This is a genomic window from Enterococcus alishanensis, assembly GCF_019218635.1.
GTDB classification, from domain to species: Bacteria; Bacillota; Bacilli; order Lactobacillales; family Enterococcaceae; genus Enterococcus_A; species Enterococcus_A alishanensis.
Genome location: NZ_JAHUZB010000002.1, coordinates 361,869 through 381,197, shown reverse-complemented (window position 1 = coordinate 381,197; position 19,329 = coordinate 361,869). Strand labels below are relative to the sequence as shown.

20 protein-coding genes are annotated in these 19,329 nt (G+C 33.7%); 6 read left to right on the top strand and 14 right to left on the bottom strand.

What is annotated here, in order from left to right; translation table 11 throughout:
* Positions 1–2 precede the first annotated feature (2 nt).
* Positions 3–491, bottom strand: coding sequence for a hypothetical protein (locus KUA55_RS05475; RefSeq protein ID WP_343214705.1), 489 nt, complete (start codon positions 489–491; stop codon positions 3–5).
* Between the two features lie 9 nt (positions 492–500).
* Positions 501–701, bottom strand: coding sequence for a hypothetical protein (locus tag KUA55_RS05470; protein ID WP_218325175.1), 201 nt, complete (start codon positions 699–701; stop codon positions 501–503).
* A gap of 316 nt (positions 702–1,017) precedes the next feature.
* Here KUA55_RS05470 and KUA55_RS05465 point away from each other — a divergent pair, with 316 nt between their 5' ends.
* A complete protein-coding gene (locus KUA55_RS05465) occupies positions 1,018–1,413 on the top strand; it encodes a hypothetical protein (RefSeq protein ID WP_218325174.1) in 396 nt (131 codons plus the stop codon).
* A gap of 31 nt (positions 1,414–1,444) precedes the next feature.
* Here the strand turns inward: KUA55_RS05465 and KUA55_RS05460 are convergent, their stop codons facing one another.
* Positions 1,445–1,876, bottom strand: coding sequence for a universal stress protein (locus KUA55_RS05460; RefSeq protein WP_218325173.1), 432 nt, complete (start codon positions 1,874–1,876; stop codon positions 1,445–1,447).
* A gap of 180 nt (positions 1,877–2,056) precedes the next feature.
* On the opposite strand from KUA55_RS05460, the gene KUA55_RS05455 reads away from it, so the two are divergent.
* Positions 2,057–2,383: a hypothetical protein gene (locus tag KUA55_RS05455; RefSeq protein ID WP_218325172.1), complete on the top strand. Its 327-nt coding sequence runs from the start codon at positions 2,057–2,059 to the stop codon at positions 2,381–2,383.
* Between the two features lie 47 nt (positions 2,384–2,430).
* Here KUA55_RS05455 and KUA55_RS05450 read toward each other — a convergent pair whose 3' ends face one another.
* The 3 genes from KUA55_RS05450 to KUA55_RS05440 form a co-directional block, all read right to left on the bottom strand.
* Positions 2,431–3,273: a GRP family sugar transporter gene (locus KUA55_RS05450; protein WP_218325171.1), complete on the bottom strand. Its 843-nt coding sequence runs from the start codon at positions 3,271–3,273 to the stop codon at positions 2,431–2,433.
* Positions 3,274–3,379: 106 nt separating this feature from the next.
* Positions 3,380–3,811 carry a universal stress protein gene (locus KUA55_RS05445; RefSeq protein ID WP_218325170.1) on the bottom strand — a complete coding sequence of 144 codons (432 nt, stop codon included), beginning with the start codon at positions 3,809–3,811 and terminating at the stop codon, positions 3,380–3,382.
* Between the two features lie 82 nt (positions 3,812–3,893).
* Positions 3,894–4,802, bottom strand: a complete 909-nt coding sequence (locus KUA55_RS05440) for a M48 family metalloprotease (RefSeq protein ID WP_218325169.1) — start codon at positions 4,800–4,802, stop codon at positions 3,894–3,896.
* Positions 4,803–4,955: 153 nt separating this feature from the next.
* Here KUA55_RS05440 and KUA55_RS05435 point away from each other — a divergent pair, with 153 nt between their 5' ends.
* The 3 genes from KUA55_RS05435 to KUA55_RS05425 all read left to right on the top strand — a co-directional run bounded on the left by KUA55_RS05435 (position 4,956) and on the right by KUA55_RS05425 (position 8,054).
* Positions 4,956–5,303, top strand: coding sequence for a ribonuclease G (locus tag KUA55_RS05435; RefSeq protein ID WP_218325168.1), 348 nt, complete (start codon positions 4,956–4,958; stop codon positions 5,301–5,303).
* 416 nt (positions 5,304–5,719) lie between these two features.
* The gene (locus KUA55_RS05430) at positions 5,720–7,612 is read left to right on the top strand and encodes an SSURE domain-containing protein (RefSeq protein WP_218325167.1); all 1,893 of its coding nucleotides are present in this window, start codon (positions 5,720–5,722) and stop codon (positions 7,610–7,612) included.
* Positions 7,613–7,760: 148 nt separating this feature from the next.
* The gene (locus tag KUA55_RS05425; RefSeq protein ID WP_218325166.1) at positions 7,761–8,054 is read left to right on the top strand and encodes a hypothetical protein; all 294 of its coding nucleotides are present in this window, start codon (positions 7,761–7,763) and stop codon (positions 8,052–8,054) included.
* A 57-nt stretch (positions 8,055–8,111) separates the two neighbouring features.
* Here the strand turns inward: KUA55_RS05425 and KUA55_RS05420 are convergent, their stop codons facing one another.
* From KUA55_RS05420 to xylA, 8 genes are all read right to left on the bottom strand, one after another.
* A complete protein-coding gene (locus KUA55_RS05420) occupies positions 8,112–9,776 on the bottom strand; it encodes a malolactic enzyme (RefSeq protein ID WP_218325165.1) in 1,665 nt (554 codons plus the stop codon).
* A gap of 749 nt (positions 9,777–10,525) precedes the next feature.
* Positions 10,526–10,930 carry a PTS sugar transporter subunit IIA gene (locus KUA55_RS05415; protein WP_218325164.1) on the bottom strand — a complete coding sequence of 135 codons (405 nt, stop codon included), beginning with the start codon at positions 10,928–10,930 and terminating at the stop codon, positions 10,526–10,528.
* A gap of 8 nt (positions 10,931–10,938) precedes the next feature.
* Entirely contained in the window at positions 10,939–11,421 is a 483-nt protein-coding gene (locus tag KUA55_RS05410; RefSeq protein WP_218325163.1) for a PTS sugar transporter subunit IIB, read from the bottom strand.
* A 16-nt stretch (positions 11,422–11,437) separates the two neighbouring features.
* Entirely contained in the window at positions 11,438–12,244 is an 807-nt protein-coding gene (locus KUA55_RS05405) for a PTS system mannose/fructose/sorbose family transporter subunit IID (protein ID WP_218325162.1), read from the bottom strand.
* Positions 12,231–13,010 (bottom strand): PTS mannose/fructose/sorbose/N-acetylgalactosamine transporter subunit IIC, encoded by a 780-nt coding sequence (locus KUA55_RS05400; RefSeq protein ID WP_218325161.1) that lies wholly within the window; start codon positions 13,008–13,010, stop codon positions 12,231–12,233. The genes KUA55_RS05405 and KUA55_RS05400 overlap by 14 nt, the downstream gene beginning before the upstream one ends.
* Positions 13,010–15,079: a glycoside hydrolase family 31 protein gene (locus tag KUA55_RS05395; RefSeq protein ID WP_218325160.1), complete on the bottom strand. Its 2,070-nt coding sequence runs from the start codon at positions 15,077–15,079 to the stop codon at positions 13,010–13,012. The genes KUA55_RS05400 and KUA55_RS05395 overlap by 1 nt, the downstream gene beginning before the upstream one ends.
* A gap of 20 nt (positions 15,080–15,099) precedes the next feature.
* Positions 15,100–16,581 carry a xylulokinase gene (xylB, locus tag KUA55_RS05390; protein ID WP_218325159.1) on the bottom strand — a complete coding sequence of 494 codons (1,482 nt, stop codon included), beginning with the start codon at positions 16,579–16,581 and terminating at the stop codon, positions 15,100–15,102.
* 8 nt (positions 16,582–16,589) lie between these two features.
* Positions 16,590–17,897, bottom strand: a complete 1,308-nt coding sequence (xylA, locus tag KUA55_RS05385) for a xylose isomerase (RefSeq protein ID WP_218325158.1) — start codon at positions 17,895–17,897, stop codon at positions 16,590–16,592.
* Between the two features lie 158 nt (positions 17,898–18,055).
* Between xylA and KUA55_RS05380 the strand changes: the two genes are divergently transcribed.
* Entirely contained in the window at positions 18,056–19,216 is a 1,161-nt protein-coding gene (locus KUA55_RS05380) for an ROK family transcriptional regulator (protein WP_218325157.1), read from the top strand.
* Positions 19,217–19,329: the final 113 nt, after the last annotated feature.

Sequence of the window (19,329 nt, the reverse complement as noted above, 5' to 3'; positions counted from 1 at the left end):
AGTCAATCTTCCGTAGTTACAATTTCTAATTTACTACCTTCTTTTAGATGTGTAGAAAAAAAGATAGCCAATTCAGTAATAGTTTCATCAAACAAAAGGACTGGTCCGCGACGATCTTTTCTAAAATAGTTAACCTTGACAAGTTGAGTTAGTTCATCTTCCATTAAAACCACTCTATCAATCTCTATTAATGGAATTCCTTTCAAGTCTAAACTATTTAAAATCAATCGATCTTCTGTTAGGCCCTTTTTATCTAAAACAAAGCTTAAAAGGATTAAGCCAGCTAAAATAGTTCTAATTCGCTGGTCTACATCTATTGCTTGGGTTACAGCCACCCAGATAACTACACCCATCAAAAATGGATATATCACGTATCTTTTTTTTGATGACGCTATCGGGATAATAATTGCCCGACGGTTTACAATTAAGTATAGATACAATACTAGTGTAAATACTAATAGTAAAATGGTAAAAAAATTCAATAATCTCACCTTTGCTTTTTATGAGATAAAGCTAGAATATCTAGCAACCACCATCTTAGCTTTTTCTTCCAATTGAAGTTGATCTGTTGGATTACAAGTTTCAATTCGTAAAACAGCAGTGTTTGTCATTTTTGAAACGACTTCCCCTTCAACATCTTCAATAAATCCAATAGGGTGACAACGGTATGTTTTACCTAATTCAATTTCTTCTTCATTCATAATAAATCCTCCAGTATCGATATTTTCTACTATCTAGCTTTTGGTTAAGTATTTTCGCAATTATAACGGACATCAAGATTCATTACAACCGAAAACACAGGATTTATATTGATTTATCTTTTTTTTATTCTTTTTTTTGATAAAAAAGTTGCTTTCAAGTTGATGTTATGCTTTTTTAAGAACGATTATTATTTAAAGAAATCGTCTTTTTTTGCCACCAAATTCTCATGATTATTTCTTTCTAAATAAAACATACTGGCAAGGCGCTATCTTTTTGCTATACTTGTAGTATTACAAATAAAAAAGGATGAGCTAAATGAATACAGCCAAACAACTTTACCAGTTTACCAAAAAATACCAAGTAAACTATAACCTGAATGAAGAAAAAGGTACTGCACTTTTTAGTTTATTCGTAAATGAATTCCCCAAAGTTGATTTTTCTTTTGCTTTCATCGGTTTTCATAAATATTACGGCCTAAAAAAACAAGAAGGCTTGACTGCTTATGGTATTTCAGGAAATACGTTATATGTTTTAAGTAAACAAAAAAGTTATCGTTATAATTTGCACCAAGCCACCGAAATTAGCGGTAAGAAAAAAATCAATGGGATCTTACTTACCTTAATGATTCGACAAGAAGAGCTTCCGATTCAATTAGGTTTTTCAAATGGGAATCTTGTTCTTGCAGCCTTAAAACAAGGTGCAGGAAAATAATTTTATAGAAGCTAAACAAATTGTTTGGCTTCTAATTTTTTACTACCATCACGTTACATGGTGCATGGTTTACAACATATGAAGTTGTTGAGCCAATTACCATTTGTTCGATTGCACCCGTACCGGTTCCACCTATCATAATTAAATCTATTTCATTTTCTTCTGCATAATCAACAATTTTTCTTTTAGGACTCCCTGAAAGGACTACTTTTTCAAAATCGATTTGTGCTGGCTCATACTCTGCAATTAATTTATCAATTTCAATTTCGGCATTATTCGTATGAATGGTTAAAGAATCATTTACAAAAGCAGGATCGCCAAAAGCGTATTTTACATCTACTACCGCTAAGATTGTCACCTTCGCTTGATTTCTTTTGGCAACAGCCATTGTTTCTTTAAACGCTTCTGTTGATTGTTCAGAGCCGTCTACGGCAACTAAAATATTTTTATATTCTTCTTTCACAACTATCCCCTCCTTAAATTTAATTATAGACTAAATGAAGCGATAAAACATTTTTGAGCCTTCTTAAATCGAAAAAGTTTTATTTTTTTGATAAATGACAATAAAATTTACTTGTCAGCAAGACAGATAATTTTTTTGTGCTATACTGTGAAAGGTAGAAATGTTTAAAGGAGTCTATTTATGGCGTTATTACTTACATTAATTCTTGATATCGCAATGTTTTTGATGCTGATTTACCGCATTGTAGGTGGCGATCAACTTATCTTTTTAATCACCACGATGTTGCAAGCATTATTCTTTTTTGATTTATTGGCTATCTTATTATTGCATCCCAAAAAAATCGAAACATCATCTGATTTTGATCCAGATATGAGTAGACGGGCTCGTAGAAAAAAGAAACCCAAGAAAAGAAAGAAAGCGACTGTCTGGATTACGTTTTTCTCCATGCTAATCGCTTTAGGTTTATTGATTTACTATGCTATTAATGTATACTTTATTTTCTTTTAGAACCTACAAAAAATGCGCAAAACTGTTTATACAGTTTTGCGCATTTTTTAATATAAACTAAGCAAAATACTTCCTAGTGCAAACAAACCACCGCTTAGAAGAAAATACTTTAATCTTCTTTGCTCAACTTCGTGAAAAACAATCATACCACCCATCATGGTGATTACAACCGCGACGGCTGAAATAAGGTAATTAATCTTTTGATCATAAAGTTTATCTAAAAAAAGATAGCCAATAGTTGATACACTAATTAACAAGCCAATAATCACATTATACCAACTTTTCTTTTGGACAAAGCTTTTCGGATTGGTTAGTAACACATAAACGATGGCACTTATAAACACACCCACCATCTGTGGAAAGTAAAATGAAAAGTTTCCAGTATTAATTACATTACTGATAGAAAAATACAAATTGAAACTAAAACTAGAAAAAAATATGATAACCAAAGCTTGCAAGAATTTATTTCTTGTCGATTTCAGATCCCTAAATGCTAATATAAAAATAGCACCAATCATCAAAATACTCACAAGAACCAGTATTAATCCAGATACTCCATTAAACCCGTTAAAAATCAATTGGCTTAAATCAGAAATAATCAATTGCGATGCGACTGAAATAAGCATCATCTGTGTAACACCAATCATTTTTAAAGCTCTTAATTGCCCTAGTTGTCCAACTAAGAAAAAAAGACCAGATAAAAGACTCAGCATAAAAGATCCAAAACTAATTTTTTCTGGTGAAATAGATAAATATACCCCGCTACCAACAATCATTGCACCCATACCTACTCCCAAAATTTGGTTACTCAGTCGCCCACCTAGCCACTTCGCAAACAAAGGTTGAAGCCCCCAGCTAATCGCAGGGATTAATGCAATCATTATATTCATAAACTTGCTCCTAAATATTTAAGGTATCCTAATAACACCTCAAATCTAGAAAAAAAGCAAGAATATTCCTTTTTGGTAACGTCATCATTACTGTAAATTTAAATACTTAGTCTCTGACCACCATAACATTACACGGCGCATGATTGACAACATAATTTGCTACGGAACCCACCAAGATACGTTCAATTCTACCTTTACCAGTTGCTCCTAAGAAAATAAGATCAATATTTAGACTTTTTGGTAAATCTACAGTTAAATATTTTTTAGGATTTCCAACAGCAATCAGAATTTCTGCTTTAGGATAATCGATTTCTTTAATTTTTTTTGTCAATTCAGCATTAACAGAACTTTTCTCTTCCTCGATAACTTTATCTACGGGAATAGCTGTATTCATCAACAAATTACTATCATCAATGACAGAAACTAAGTACAATTTGGTATCATTTCGTTTGGCTGTCTCAACTGCCTCTAACAAAGCATTATCGGCTTGTTCTGATCCGTCCAGAGCTACTAAAATATTTCGATAGCTAGTTTTCATTTTGATCATCTCCTTTTCTTTTATTATAACACCTCGCAAAAAAAACAGTAAAAAAAGCTATGTTCACTAAATGAACATAACTTCACCTTTCCATCTTTTTTCGAATATTTTTTAATCTTGCTTTAATACTAGGATGATTGGACTGTAACATTTTTAAAAAGTTGTTGTTAGATTGATAAGTCATCTCAGTCAGCAAATAAAAGAAATTTTCCAATCCTTGCGCAAAACCTAGATATAAGGCTGTTTCATCTGCACGATATTCTTGCTGCTTACTTACTTGCGCCATTAAAAAGTGAATTAATTTATAGTAACGATAAAACAAATTCCTAGTAAAATTACTTATTGTTTTGAATAAATTTTTCCTTCTACCTATTGATAACAAACTAAAAATAAGACCGATTAAAAATACTATCACAATGAGCCAATGGAATATATACAACAATAAAAATGCCGAAGCTACATAACTGGTACGAATTAACAACAATCCTAATGTGTCACGATGGTACAAATGAGCATATTCATGCGCCAAAATTGCTTCTAATTGGTCCACCTCTACCAACTGCAACAAACCACGATACAAACAAATATCTCGATAACCTAACGCAAAAGCATTAATTTCCCGTTCATCGATTATCCACAACCTAGCCTTTTTGGCATTTGGATAACGTTTTAGTAATCGCTGATAAACAGCCCCATTGACAACTGACAAAAATTCAATTTCTGCAGGATCGTTTATTGTTCTACCTCCAATTTGTTTTCTTTTAAAATAAATTGATAAGGGAGAAAATTGATACACGGCTACAACTATAAAAATCAAAAGGCCTATTAAAACGATTTGTCCATAACTCTGATTGCGTATGGTGTTTAAAATAGTCCAATCCGCAGGAAAAATTCGATATATCAAAGAGCTACTACTAATTAAAAAAATTGTCGCTACACTAAAAAACAATGACAGCCACTGACTTGCAACAACGCGTGGTTTATTTTGCAAATAAATCTTCCTTCTTCAATTATTTTCATTAGTATAGCATTTGCTTTGTTAAGAAATCCAAATCTTAAAACCATTTAAACTTTCCTTCACAATATCTTTAGCTGAATAAGTCAAGTTATGGTACTATTATTTTCAGAAAAGGAGGAATGAAAAATGGATGAAATTTCAACAAAAATTGTTCCAAGAGAAATTAAAGGCTGGAATTGGGGCGCCTTTATGTACAACATCTTTTGGGGAATCGGAAATCAAACATATTTACCATTACTTTGTTTAATTCCACTCTTTAATATTGTTTGGATCTTTGTTTGTGGGTTTAAAGGGAATGAATGGGCTTGGCAAAAAGGGAATTATCAAGATGTCGAAACCTTTTTGGCAGTTCAAAAAACATGGAATCGTGCTGGCTTAGTGCAATTCATTATAGCAATCGCTGGAGTAATCCTTTATTTCTTATTTTTTGCAGCATTAATTTCGAGTTTTTTTAATGGTTATTATAACTATTAAAACTCTGACCAAGACATCTCTGTCTTGGTCTTTTTACATAAAAAATTTCTAACACAACCTATTTCATCTATAACAATCACTTTTTTCCATCTGAATTAAAGATTGATTCACCTCGCTTAAAATTACATTATATTTAAATCCCACTCTATATAAAGCAAATACAAAAAAGATTTCAAAAAATTAAATAACAAAAATATCAGATATTAAAATCTCTTTTCTTATACTTCCAAACATTTTTCTATCTATGAGAGTACCTTCAGTTTAATATCATCTGCATATAGGGGGGAATTTGCAGAATAAAAGCCGGGGGATAAATCTAATGACATCTCCTAAGACCATATTGAATAATTTATCAAAGAATTATTCTGATGATTTATAGCATTTGTTCAAGTCAAGAAAATATTGGAGGAATAAAAATGAGTGGGAAAAAATATAATTTGTTAAATAAGCAAACAAGGGCTTTATCAAAGACAAAACAAAAAAGAATCGCTATTTCACTAATTTCATTAGCTGTATTAGGTACAAGTGGTTTCGCGGTAATCCACAGTTCATCATCTGCTAACGCTGAGACAGCACCCGTAGTGACTGCTATTGAAACTGGTGATGTACAACAAGCGATTGATAATAATATTAAAGACTCTCTATATGTTCCAAAAACTATAATTGACAGTGCATATTCAAACGGCACTGGTCCTTTCCTTGCTGGAGTAAATTCATCAATTCCTTTTGAAGAATTTGGTGGCGATGGTATGTTGACTAGATTATTGCTGAAATCTTCAGATGGTGCACCTTGGTCAAACAATGGTACTGGCATGAATACTGCATTACCCCCTGTCGCTGATCTACAAAATGGTACTTATACTTATCAAGTAGATTTAGATGGTGAAGCTGCAGGATTAACAGGAGAACCGTTAATTCAAGCGCTACAAACTAGCACAGCAACTTCATATAACGCAACTGTCAGAGTATTTGAGACAGGTAATCCAACCGAAGTTGCTACAAAAAATGTTACATTAAATATCGGTACCAATAATCTTCAACAGCAACTAGATACTAATATAAAAGACTCTATCGATGTATCTACCAGTGCAATTACAAATGCTGTTAACCCTGGACCATTTACTGCTGGTGTCAATGAAACGATCCCATTTGAAGACTTCGGTGGTGATGGTATGTTGACTAGATTACTATTGAATTCTTCAGACAGTGCTCCTTGGTCTGATAATGGCACTGCTGGAAATGCTGCTTTACTACCAGCTGCTGATTTCCAAGCTGATCAATATACTTATCAGGTCACACTTGATGGCGCTGCTGAAGGTTTAATGGGGGCTGAATTAATTAAAGCACTTCAAGAAAATCCTGGGCAATATAATGCAACAATCAATGTTTATACTGTTGGAACAACAGATATTGTAGCAACTAAAATGGCAACTGTAAATATTGATCAAAGTATTCAAAATACCGTAGCTGAAAATACAAAGGATAGTGTTAAAGTTCCCGGCGAATATCTTTCTAGTGCAAATTTCCCTGGCCCATTTACAGCTGGTGTCAACAAAATCATTCCTTTTGAAGACTTTGGCGGAGATGGCATGTTAACGCGATTAATTTTGGGTTCTTCCGAAGGTGCCCCTTGGTCTAATAACGGTACTGCTGGAAATGTTGCTTTGTTACCAACTGAAACTTTAGAAAGTAACAAGTATTTTTATGAGGTCGATTTAGATGGCGCTGCTGCCGGAAAAACCGATGCAGAACTATTAGCTGCTTTAAAAGCGAATCCAGGAGAATATAATGCAACGATAAAAGTTTATGGTTCAACAAATCCGCTAAGTCGAGCGGTTGATCAAAACAATCTGATTGCCGAAAAAAATATCTCAATTAATTTAGAAGCTCCAGTTATGCAAGGACTTCCTTTATATCGTGCATATAATCCTAATTCCGGTGAACATTTTTATACTGGAAGCAAAGCTGAGTTCGATTATATTGTAAATCTTGGCTGGGTCGACGAAGGTACTGCTTGGCAAACAGCTGAAACTGGCACACCTGTATATCGCCTATACAACCCTAACTCTGGTGAACATTTCTACACGATGAATGAGAAAGAATATAATTCAGTGGCTAAGGAAGGTTGGGCTAAGGAAGGTATTGCCTTCTACTCTGATGTAAACGAAGGTACACCTATTTACCGTAGCTTTAATCCAAATGCACGTGGCGCTGGCTCTCATTTATACACTGCTTCAGCCGCTGAACAAGATTTCATCCACAGTAATGGCTGGATTGATGAAGGAATCGCCTTCTACGGAGTTAAATAATTTTTAAATCGAAAGTCTTCAGTGAGAACTGGAGGCTTTTTTATGTAAACAATAAATTTCTAATCATTCAATCGCTATAAATTTCTGAATTGCCAAAAATCTGTTAAAATTATATGGTAGAAATCATTCAGAAAAGAGCTGACAGTCAATGTTAGGAATCGATCAAGAATTAGACCAACTATACGAAGAAGCACAAAAAAATGGAGAAGCTGTTATCAAAAGTCGACGAATAGCTAAAAATTATGGATGTTGCAGCACTAATTCACCAATTATCGAGAAATATCGCATCAAAAATTCCAAAAATGAAACTTCTCTTTTTATCTGGGGTAAATTGGCTGTTAAAATAAATCTTGAGACGAGAAAAGTTATTATTGACAAAGAAGCAGCCACCTCCAATTATGAAGAAAAAGTTATTGATTGGTTTGTAGAAAAAATGAAATAAAGTTCCTCAATCAAATACAAAAACAGTAAGTTGAAATTGATCAACTTACTGTTTTTTTTATTTAATTAATTTTGCTTCCTTGCTTGTTTCTAAGTCTTGATATTCTGGATACCATTTAGCAGCTTTAACTGTTCCTTCAATATCACTAATTTCTTCGCGATTTAATCCTTGCTCTACAACAGATTTAGTAACAACTTCTGCAATAATTTGTGAAAAATCTGTAATTTTTGCAACAGGTGGCAAAACAGCAGCTCCAGGTTGGGTTATATCTACGATTCCACCTAAAGCACGACTGGCTTGAGAAATAATTTCTGCGTTTACACGAGTTGCAGTTGACGCAATTAGTCCTAAACCTAAACCAGGATACATTAAAGCATTATTGGCTTGTCCTATTTGATAAGTGACTCCTTTATATTCAACATCGCCTGCAGGAATTCCTGTTCCAATTAATGCTTTACCATCTGTCCATTCAATAATATCAGCTGCTTTTGCTTCTGCTAATTTGGTTGGATTTGATAAGGGCATAATGATTGGACGCGCTGTGTTTGCAGCCATTTCTTTAATGATCGTTTCGGTAAATGCACCGGGTTGTGTAGATGTACCAATCATGATGGTTGGTTTAATTGATTTTACTACAGCCTCTAAATTGGTTAGTTCATCAGCATTAGTAAATTCATCACGATTTCTAGCAAATGGAACTTGTCCAAGAGTTAAGCCTTCTGTATCTTCAAACAATAATCCTTGTTTGTCTACTTGATAGAAACGTTGACGAGCTTCTTCAATCGGTGTTCCTTGCCGAACCATTTCGTCTAAAATAATATTGGCAATTCCCACACCAGCAGTTCCTGCGCCAAAAGTTAGGATTCTTTGATCAGCTAATTTTTCACCTGAAATATTCAATCCACCTAACACACCAGCTAAAACAACAATCCCAGTTCCTTGAATGTCATCATTAAACGTAGTGATTTTATCTTGGTATTTTTCTAAAATAGTTGCTGCATTTCCCCGACCAAAATCTTCCCAGTGCAATAATAATTCAGGAAATAATGTTTCAGCCGCATTAACAAATTGATCAATAAATTGATAATACTTATCGCCAGTCACTCTTGCATGACGATTGCCTAGATACAATGGATTATCGATTAACTCTTGATTGTTCGTACCAGCGTCAATTGAGACTGGTAAAACTTGTGCCGGATTGATACCAGCTGCCGCTGTGTAAACCATTAATTTCCCAATTGCAATATCAACTCCATTAACACCCCAGTCGCCCATACCTAAAATACCTTCTGCATCAGTCACCACAATTAAACGAATACCCCGACCTGCAGCTGCATTTTTTAAGCTCGCTTGAATATTTTCAGGATCGTCAATCGAAAGAAATGCTGCATCCTGCGGTTTTAAGAAAATTTCATTATATTGTTCAATTGCATCAGCAACAACTGGATCATAAACCACTGGCATAAATTCAACTAAATGTTGTCCCATTAATTTATAAAACAATGTTCGATTTGTATTAAATACATTCATTAAAAAGATTCTTTTTTCTAAATCAGTCGCTTTACTCAAATATTGTCCGTAGGCTTGAACAGATTGTTGCTCTAAAGTTTGAACTGTACTTGGTAACATGCCAGTTATTCCATATTTAGCTCTTTCTTCTTTTGTAAAAGCAGTTCCTTTATTCAAAAATGGATTGTTTAATAAATTTTGTCCTGATAACATATCTATTCCTCCTAATTTTCAATCACGCTAAGTTTATTATCTCCCTCAGTGATTGAAGTATAGTTGGTTGATAATGTTATAGTCAAAATCCTTGTTTGTTATAAGATCGATTTATATGAGTTTCAATGATCATGAAAAATAAGATAAAATAAAGATTCAATACTCATGTCTTCAACTATTGAACTAACCAAGAAATTGAATCTGGCTCAGATATTCTCCCGAATTTAATTGGTGCTTTAAATTACTATAATTATAATCTTTGATTTATCTAATTTGAGCAGTCATTCTCATAAGATTTCCATCGCGATGAAGTATTAGGATTTCACCTTTGATTTTACATAAATCAAATTTAATATAAGCAGCATTCTAACTGATTTCTGAGATGTGATTTTCATATGACTTTGGGTGAAATTAAGGCTCTAAAGACTCTTTTTTATCTACTTGCAATTGAATTTTCAGATACTTTTTCGTAACACTCTCAAAAAACACCCTCATTAAAAAAATAACGGTTACGATTCCTAAAAATGTATTATGAAAATAGAAACAAGATTAGAGTGTCTATTTCTTTCTATGATTTTTTCCAAATACTAGTACTTTTTCTTTAATAATCTTAGTTAAATTTATTAATCTATAATATTTCATATTTTTCCATTTGTCTTAATAAAAAACTCCTTTAATAGATCATAGCGAACGATTCGTCCATAATCATATAATAGGAGTTTTACAAAGTTAATCACATCTCAAATTCATTATTCATCGTCTTCATTAAGTTTATTATCTGACGGAATTTGAATACTATTTTGTCCGATTTCTTTCAAATTATCAGCCAAATTTTCTGGTGGTAAAGAGATACTTTCTAAAAGCATTGCTAAGTTTAATCCTGTCAATACACTAATTCGTGGATCTTCATGTGCTTTCAAAAGAGCTGCATTACCAGGAGTTCCACCAAGTAAATCAACAATGACTAAAATTTCTGTACTTCGTTCATATTTTTTTAGAGCTTGGTTCAATTTTTCTATAGTTCCCTCAATACCATCTTGTGACGCCATTGAAACTACAGGATAATCTAACATATCACCGACTATCATCTTTGCTGAATTTAAAGTTTCTTCAGCCATTTTTCCGTGACTCATTAATATAATATTTTTATTCATAAGCATACCTACAAGATATCTTTCAAATAGGTTTTTTTGTCGTCAGGTGTCATAATTGTCGTAAATTCAACACCATCCGACAGTAATTTTTCAAAGGCTGCTCTTTCCTCTGATGTTACACTGATATTAGGTCGCAATACTTCTGTATCTTTCCGATTTGACATATTTCCTACGTTCACAACTCCCAAATCCAAACCGGCTTCTTCAAATGGTAATAAATCAATAGGTGATTTAACGATTAACAAGACATTCTGTCCTTCATATTTGTCAGCAATAATATTTTTTAGTGCTGTTTCACTTGTAATAATTGACGAAGCAATTCCAGCCGGAACAGCCATTCTTAATACTTTTTTTTGTACATCATTATTGGCAACTGCATTGTTCACCACCATAATTCTAGTTACACCCAATTTGTTACTCCACATAGTTGCAACTTGCCCATGAATTAAACGATCATCTATACGAATATTATTAATTCCCTTCATTTCCAAACTACACAAGTCCTTTCTATTCTAAAATACCCAAAGCTGCCAAAATAACTGCTACTACCATCACACCTAGTATTAAATAAATTGGTTTTACATTTTTTTTCAACGCCCAAAAAACAATACCAACTAATAATGCTGGAACTAATCCAGGCATAATTTGATCTAAAATTTCTTGCCCTTTCATTGTGAAGTCACCTTGCTTAAAGTTTAAAGCAATATTTGCTTTCACCACAGAAGGAATTAAAGCACCCACTACCATTAATCCTAAAATAGATGTACTTTCAGTTAAACGTTTCAAGCTTTTTTCAATTGTCGAAATCAATTTTGTACCGGAAGTGTATCCTGCATTAAACAATGGAATACTTAACATTTTCAAAGCAATACTTACTGCAATCCATAAGAATATACCTACAGGGCTTCCGTCAAGAGCCATATTTGCAGCAATCGCACCAAAAATTGTCCAAGGAATAACTACAAATAGGCTATCTCCTAACCCTGCGACAGGACCCATCAAACCAGTTTTAATTGAAGTCACGGCTTCCTCGGTATTTTCGTCAGCGTTTTCTTCCATTGCCACATTAATTCCCAAAATATAAGGGGCAACCCAGGGATTTGTATTAAAAAACTGCAAATGATTTAATACAGCATTTTGCAAAGCTTCTGGTTTATCTTTATATGCTTGTTTCAAAAAAGGCAACACAGCGTAACAATATGCTAATGCTTGCATTTTTTCATAGTTTGATGAAACTGAACTTGTAAAAAACCAACGCCATAATACACTTTTTTTTGTCTTCTCATCTACATTTGAAATATTATTCATCTTCATCCATACCTCCTACTGCAGAAGTTGCAAGCTCAGCATTAGCACTGTTTTTTTTATAAATAATCAAAGCTACTGCACCGCCAACTAATGCTACACCTAATAAAGGAACGTTCATATAAACAGCTAATACAAAACCAATGACTAAATAACTAAAGTATTCTTTCACAGGTAAATATCTTAGTAACAAACCTATCCCGACAGCTGGTAATAAACCGCCTGCAACACTTAACCCTGTAGTTAACCATTCTGGTGTGTAATTTAAAATGGTATTAATTAATGAAGGACCAAAAATAACCGCCAATGCTACAGGAATCCCGGTTGTTGCCGCTGTTAAAAAAACTCCTAGCATTTGCATTTTTGTGATGTAACTATAGTCACCATTTTTTGCACCATTTTCAGCGCGGTGAACCAACCAAATTCCAATTGTGTTTCTAATAACATCTAATTGAACCATTAACAAAGCTACTGGAATTCCGATAGAAATACCTACAGATGCTTCTTGTCCAGTAGTGATTGTAATAAATGTTGCTACAATACTGGCTGTTTGATAATCTGGAATTGATGCTCCACCAAAGTTACTAATTCCTAATGAAAGTAATTGTAAGGTTCCGCCAATATAAAGACCTGTTGTTACATCCCCTAAAATTAAACCAGTAATAAAACCTGCTGTTACTGGTTGATAAGTGCCAAACATTGTAGAGTTCTTTTCAAAATTAATAAAAAAACCATATAAAACAATTAAAACTATCTGAAAAAAATTCGCTTCCATTATTCTTCCTCCCTTGCAAACTTAATTAATTCTGTAAACTGTTCACTTTTGTCAGCCCTTAAAAACAATGGTATTTCCTCGAGGTTTGCGGTCATTTCTATTTCTGACCCTCCCTCATATATTTCGTTTGACCACAAATTAATCCATTCTATACCTTTTGGTAAATAAATTTTTGCAGTTCTTTGTTCATATTTCATTATTGGAGATACTAAAATATCAGGCCCGAATAAATAAGTATCTTCTGCTTCCCATGACCTTTCATCACTTGGAAATTCATAAAACAAAGGTCTCATTAACGGATCACCTGTTTCATGTGCTTCTGTCATCAATAACTCAATGTATGGTTTTAATTTCTCCCTCATATGAATATATTTCGTCAAAATATCTTCTACTTCAGATCCATAAGACCAAATTTCATTGGGTGCACCTGTAACCATAGACCCACCACCACTTTCAGAAAGTGGTTTACTATGAGGCAGGCGGTCACCATGCATTCGTAAAACTGGCGAGAAAGTCGCATATTGAAACCAACGAACCAGTAATTCTCGAAATTCTTCATTTTTAGGATTTCCTCCATGAAATCCCCCGATATCGGTTGTCCACCATGGAATTCCTGCCATCCCGACATTTAGTCCAGTATTCACCTGGTTTTTAAAAGCTTCAAAACTAGAGTCAATATCTCCAGACCATAGTAAGGCACCATATTTTTGTGCACCAGCCCAACCTCCACGAACAAGTGTTACAGGAGAATCTTGATTTGAATTCACCTGACTAATCATTTTCAAATAATCGATTGGATACATATTCCCACACTGTAAATCAGTGCCTTTTTTATATCGAAAATTATCAAAATCATAAACGGCGTAACCTGGTTCAGCTACATCTAACCAAAAATAGTTAATTCCAAATTTTTTATAATTTTGCTCGATTAAACCGGCAATATAATCACGCGCATCTGGGTTTGTCATATCGACAAAAATTGTGCTTCCTTGTATTTGCATAGTCATGCGGACACCACGATTCACTTGAACCAAATAACCATTTTCTAAATAATGATTGTAGTTCTCGGCATCATTTTGAACAGTAGGCCAAATCGAAATTAAGGGTTCCACATGATAATTCTCTTTTAATTCTTTTACTAAACCACTAGGATCTGGCCAATAATCATAATCAAAACGATACTCTCCTTGTTTTGGCCAATGGAAATAATCTATCGCGATTGAAGATAACTGAATGCCCCTATCTTGATATTTCTTGACAACTTCCAATACTTCATCTGGTGTTCGGTATCTTAATTTACTTTGCCAAAGTCCTAATAAATGATTAGGCATTTTAGGTGCTTTACCAGTAACATTCGCGTATTTTTGCAGAATTTCTTTCGGCTCTTCTCCACAAGTGATCCAATAATCAATAAAGTGAGTCCCAAACATTTTCCACTCGGTTAAATTCTTTGCAAAATTAACCTCACCAATTCCAGGATTATTCCATAAAAATCCATATCCTAAACTAGAAATATAAAAGGGAATAGAAATTTGTGAGTTTCTTTGAGCCAATTCTAAAATCGTGTTTTTCAGATCTAAAAAACTGTGTTGGTATTGACCCATGCCAAATATTTTTTCCTTTGGTTCAGACTCAAATCTCGTAGTGACTTTAAAGTCCCCACCCTGATTAGCTTTGTACTCTCGAGAACTTAATTTTAAAGTTGAATTAAAATCTGATGTTACTTCAACAGTTCCCGCATCTTCCGCACCATCATCATGTTTAACAGCCCTTAAGCGAATATATTCTTTCAATAAGATCTCGTTTTTGTCATTATAAAAAATTAAACGATTTCGATGATCTAGTTTCCCACGAATTTTACCATTTATGATTTCAACGGAATGCTCGGACTGTTTTATCTCAATTTCGTTAATATTACTGTCTGGTTTTTCTAATAAAGCAAAATTTTCTTCAAAATCATTCTGATCAGCAAATGAGCGAACTCTTAGGGAATCTTTCCCCCATGCTTCCACAATCAATAATTCATTATCAAATCGACTCTCAAAATAGTCCTTTTCTACTCTAATCACATCATCACTTCTTCCTGCTACTAATTTCTACTCATATGACAAATTGAACGAGTTGCCGGATAAATTTGTTGATAAATAGAATATAATTTTTTATATCTCTTTACATTTTCTTCAATTGGATAAATAGGTTCTGTATATTCAATTATTTTTTCTCCGCAATCGATAATACTGTCGTACCAGCCTATACCAACTGCAGCTATCATTGCAGCACCAAATCCAGGGCCCATCTCGGTTTTCAAACAGACAATCGGGATATTTAAAATATCCGCTTGAATTTGTAACCACGAGGAACTTTTAGCTCCTCCACCAACAGATACTATTTTAGTGAAAGATTTCTTACTAACATTTCTCATTAATACTTGTATGTCCTTTAATGAATAGACAATTCCTTCCAATACTGCTCTTGTGAAATGCCCTCTTTGGTGTCTAGTATCTATCCCAATAAAGCTCCCACGAATCTTACTATCAGCATAGGGTGTACGTTCTCCAGAAATATAAGGAGTAAAATATAATCCTTCAGAACTTGTTGGAATTTCACTAATTAACTCATCAAAAGTACTGTCTATTGCAAAAGTATTTTTATACCAACTTAAACTATCTCCTGCTGCCAAAGTGACACCCATCGAATAATACCCATTTTTAAATACATGACTAAATAAATGTAGTTTGCCGTTGTAATCTGAAGTAACATTTTTTTCAAACGATAAGAATACCCCAGAAGTTCCAATACTTAACATGGCCATTTCTTCGTCAAAAATTCCTGAGGCAGCGGCACCACATGCATTGTCAGCACCTCCGGCAAATACCTTTATCTCTCTTTCAAATCCATATTTTTGTTTTATCTCATGGTTAAGTATTCCAGTTTGATCATTAGACTCTTTTAAATCTGGTAGGTACTCCCTTGGAATATTAAATTCTTTTAGTATTTCTGTAGACCATTCTTTTTTTTGCATATCTAACAATAATGTTCCCGCTACATCAGAATAATCTGTCGTTATTTTGTCAGTAAGGTGATAATTTAAATAGTCCTTCGGTAACAATAAATGTCTGACTTTTAGCCAAGCATCTGGTTCATGTTCCTGAATCCAAAGTATTTTGGGTAATGTAAATCCTTCTAAAGCAATATTTTTAGTGATTTTTAATAGCTCATCACCAAAATATTCAGTAATTTTTTGTGTTTGTTCTGTCGTACGGACATCATTCCACAAGATAGCATTTCTTAGTACCTGATTCTGTTCATCTAGTACGACTAAACTATGCATTTGTCCCGAAAAACTTATACCAACAAGATTTTCCTTTAGAGCCGGTTTCTTTGCCAACAATTCCGTTAAAACTTCATGGAAAGCTTCTATCCAGACTTTGGGGTCTTGTTCGCTAAAACCAGATTGCGGATGAAATGTGACATAGTTTGTCGAGGCTGTCTCTTCAACACTACCCTCCTGATTCATTACAATTCCTTTTAAACTGCTGGTTCCTAAATCTATTCCTAAAACATACTCCATAATTTCACCTATACTAAATAGTCATTTAATAATGACTTCACATATTCAAGATGACCTGACTCTAAGTTGACCGTATCGTGTTTCATTGCATATTCCGCTAGACTGTCCAGACTCTCCTTGTCTGCCAAAATACTTTTTCCTAAATCTGATTTGAAGCTTTGATAGCGTTCTGCCTTCAATTGATTAAAGAAGCCATCTGATTTTAGTCTAGCAGCGGCTTTTAGTCCTCTAGCATATGTGTCCATACCAGCTATATGAGCTAATAATAAATCTTCCATTTCAAATGATGAACGTCTTACTTTTGCATCAAAGTTAATACCGCCAGGTGCAATTCCACCGTTTTCTAATAACTCATACATCGTTAATGTCGTGTCATAAATATTAGTCGGAAATTCATCTGTATCCCAGCCTAGTAGCAAATCTCCTTGATTTGCATCAATCGAACCCAGCGCCTCATACACCCGTGCAACATTTAACTCATGCTCAAAGGTATGTCCTGCTAACGTTGCGTGGTTGGCTTCAAGATTTAACTTAAAATCATTTTCTAAATGATATTTTTGAATGAAAGCCATCGTTGTAGCAGCATCAAAATCATATTGATGTTTTGAAGGCTCTTTTGGTTTTGGCTCAATTAAAAACTGTGGTTTATATCCAATTTTTTCCGCATAGGCAACTGACATTTTGAATAGTCGTGCGATATTCTCCTGCTCAAACTTCATATCTGTATTAAGTAATGACTCGTAACCTTCTCTGCCACCCCAGAATACATAGTTTGCTCCATTAAGTTTTTTACTTATATCAATTCCTTTTTTTACTTGCGCTGCCGCGATTGCATAAACTTCGGCATTGTTAGTTGAGCCAGCACCGTTTGTAAAGTGTGGATGCGAAAACATATTAGCGGTATTCCATAAAAGTTTTTTTCCAGTTTGATCCATTTTCTCTTTAATTAAATCCGTAATTGTATCAACATTCTGGAAAAATTCCTCTAAAGAATCTCCTTGAGGTGCAATATCGACATCATGAAAACAGAAATAGTCAACATCTAATTTTTCTAAAATTTCAAAAAAAGCATCTACTCTCTTCTTGGCAACTTCCATAGGTGAATCTGCTTGCCAGTCACGTATGTTAATTGCATCACCAAAAGGATCTGATCCATCCTGTGTCATAGTATGCCAATAAGCTACAGCAAATCTTAAATGCGCTTTCATTGTTTTCCCTAAAATAATTTCATCGGGATTGTAATGGCGAAATGCGTACTTATTTTTACTATTTACACCTTCATATTGCACTTGTTTTACATTTGGGAAAAAACTCATCTTGCTACCTCCAATTTCTCATAGTTGATGTACTTGATTTTAGTTAGTTAGTACGATAAACTAACTTACAAGGAAACTATAAAACATTTAAAAATAAATGTCAACCGCTTTCAAAAAAAGTATAATAGAATTATCGAAAATAAAGGAGTTTATTTAAAATGATATCCAGTAAATATACGATTCGAGAACAGAATGAAGCTAACATTTTAAATTACATTATAAAAAACAAAAAAATTTCTCGCGCAAGTCTATCTGAAATTTCAGCGTTAAATAAGGCATCTGTTTCTTCTATCACAAAAAAACTAATTGATGAACATCTCATTCATGAAGTAGGTACGGGAGAAGCCTCCACTTTAGGTGGCAGAAAACCCATTCTTCTTACTTTTAACAAAAAGTCTGCTTTATTAATTGCTATAGATTTAGGCTTTAATTATGTGGATGCTATCTTAACTTATGTAGATGGCAGTGAAGTTGGTAGAGTTCAGAGAAAAAATCTGTTAGTTACTTCTGAAAATATACAGACAATTATCGATGAAATTGTTGTTCAATTTGAAGCAAATTTACCTAAAACACCGCACGGAATTGTAGGTATGACTATCGGTATACAGGGCCAAGTTTTTAAAAACAAGCTTATTTTTACTCCTTACTATGATTTAAGTAATATTGATCTTTACGATATATTAAATAGTAAGTATTCATTTCCTATTTATATTGAGAATGAAGCAAATTTATCGGCTTTAGGAGAGTACACTTTTTCATCTGACTTTGAAAGTTTAATTTCAATTAGCTTACATAGAGGAATTGGTGCTGGAATTGTTAAAAGAGGTCGCTTAGAGGTTGGTAATAATGGGAATGCCGGAGAAATTGGGCACATGATTTTATTTCCCGAGGGGCGTCAGTGTCCATGTGGAAACCGAGGTTGTTTTGATCAATACTGTTCAACAAAAAAGATTTATGATGAAACGAAGGAAATTAAAAATCTAGACATAGTAAATTCTGAAATCATGAAAGATTTATATGATAGTAATGACGAGGAAGTTAGACTTCTTGTTCAAAAGTATGCCTCTCTTTTAGCTGTAGGAGTAAATAATGTGATAATGATGTACGCCCCGCAGTTGGTAATCTTCAATAGTGCTTTAACCAAAAAGATTCCGGATATGATTACTTTGATCAACGAACACTTAACCAATCGATTTTCTAAGAATATCAAAATAATAAATAGCCCCATCGAATGGAATCCCGTTCTTTACGGTGGTGTTGCATACGCGGCACAACATTTTTTAAATATTGAAGAATTGAAACTAATTGAATTAGAATAACAAATTTTTAAATTATTTAAAAACGACACTTATATCAATTCTTCAGATCATGAGCATTTGTGTAAAATTGGGATATATCTTTTTTATTATTTTAGTTTTTTTCTCAATTAATT

Coding starts and splice junctions, on each gene's coding strand:
- KUA55_RS05455 (WP_218325172.1), top strand. CDS start 2,057: ATGGCGTTATTACTTACATTAATTCTTGATATCGCAATGTTTTTGATG.
- KUA55_RS05400 (WP_218325161.1), bottom strand. CDS start 13,010: ATGGAAGCGAATTTTTTTCAGATAGTTTTAATTGTTTTATATGGTTTT.
- KUA55_RS05465 (WP_218325174.1), top strand. CDS start 1,018: ATGAATACAGCCAAACAACTTTACCAGTTTACCAAAAAATACCAAGTA.
- KUA55_RS05445 (WP_218325170.1), bottom strand. CDS start 3,811: ATGAAAACTAGCTATCGAAATATTTTAGTAGCTCTGGACGGATCAGAA.
- KUA55_RS05405 (WP_218325162.1), bottom strand. CDS start 12,244: ATGAAGATGAATAATATTTCAAATGTAGATGAGAAGACAAAAAAAAGT.
- KUA55_RS05380 (WP_218325157.1), top strand. CDS start 18,056: ATGATATCCAGTAAATATACGATTCGAGAACAGAATGAAGCTAACATT.
- KUA55_RS05430 (WP_218325167.1), top strand. CDS start 5,720: ATGAGTGGGAAAAAATATAATTTGTTAAATAAGCAAACAAGGGCTTTA.
- KUA55_RS05470 (WP_218325175.1), bottom strand. CDS start 701: ATGAATGAAGAAGAAATTGAATTAGGTAAAACATACCGTTGTCACCCT.
- KUA55_RS05415 (WP_218325164.1), bottom strand. CDS start 10,930: ATGAATAAAAATATTATATTAATGAGTCACGGAAAAATGGCTGAAGAA.
- xylB (WP_218325159.1), bottom strand. CDS start 16,581: ATGGAGTATGTTTTAGGAATAGATTTAGGAACCAGCAGTTTAAAAGGA.
- KUA55_RS05425 (WP_218325166.1), top strand. CDS start 7,761: ATGTTAGGAATCGATCAAGAATTAGACCAACTATACGAAGAAGCACAA.
- KUA55_RS05420 (WP_218325165.1), bottom strand. CDS start 9,776: ATGTTATCAGGACAAAATTTATTAAACAATCCATTTTTGAATAAAGGA.
- xylA (WP_218325158.1), bottom strand. CDS start 17,897: ATGAGTTTTTTCCCAAATGTAAAACAAGTGCAATATGAAGGTGTAAAT.
- KUA55_RS05450 (WP_218325171.1), bottom strand. CDS start 3,273: ATGAATATAATGATTGCATTAATCCCTGCGATTAGCTGGGGGCTTCAA.
- KUA55_RS05435 (WP_218325168.1), top strand. CDS start 4,956: ATGGATGAAATTTCAACAAAAATTGTTCCAAGAGAAATTAAAGGCTGG.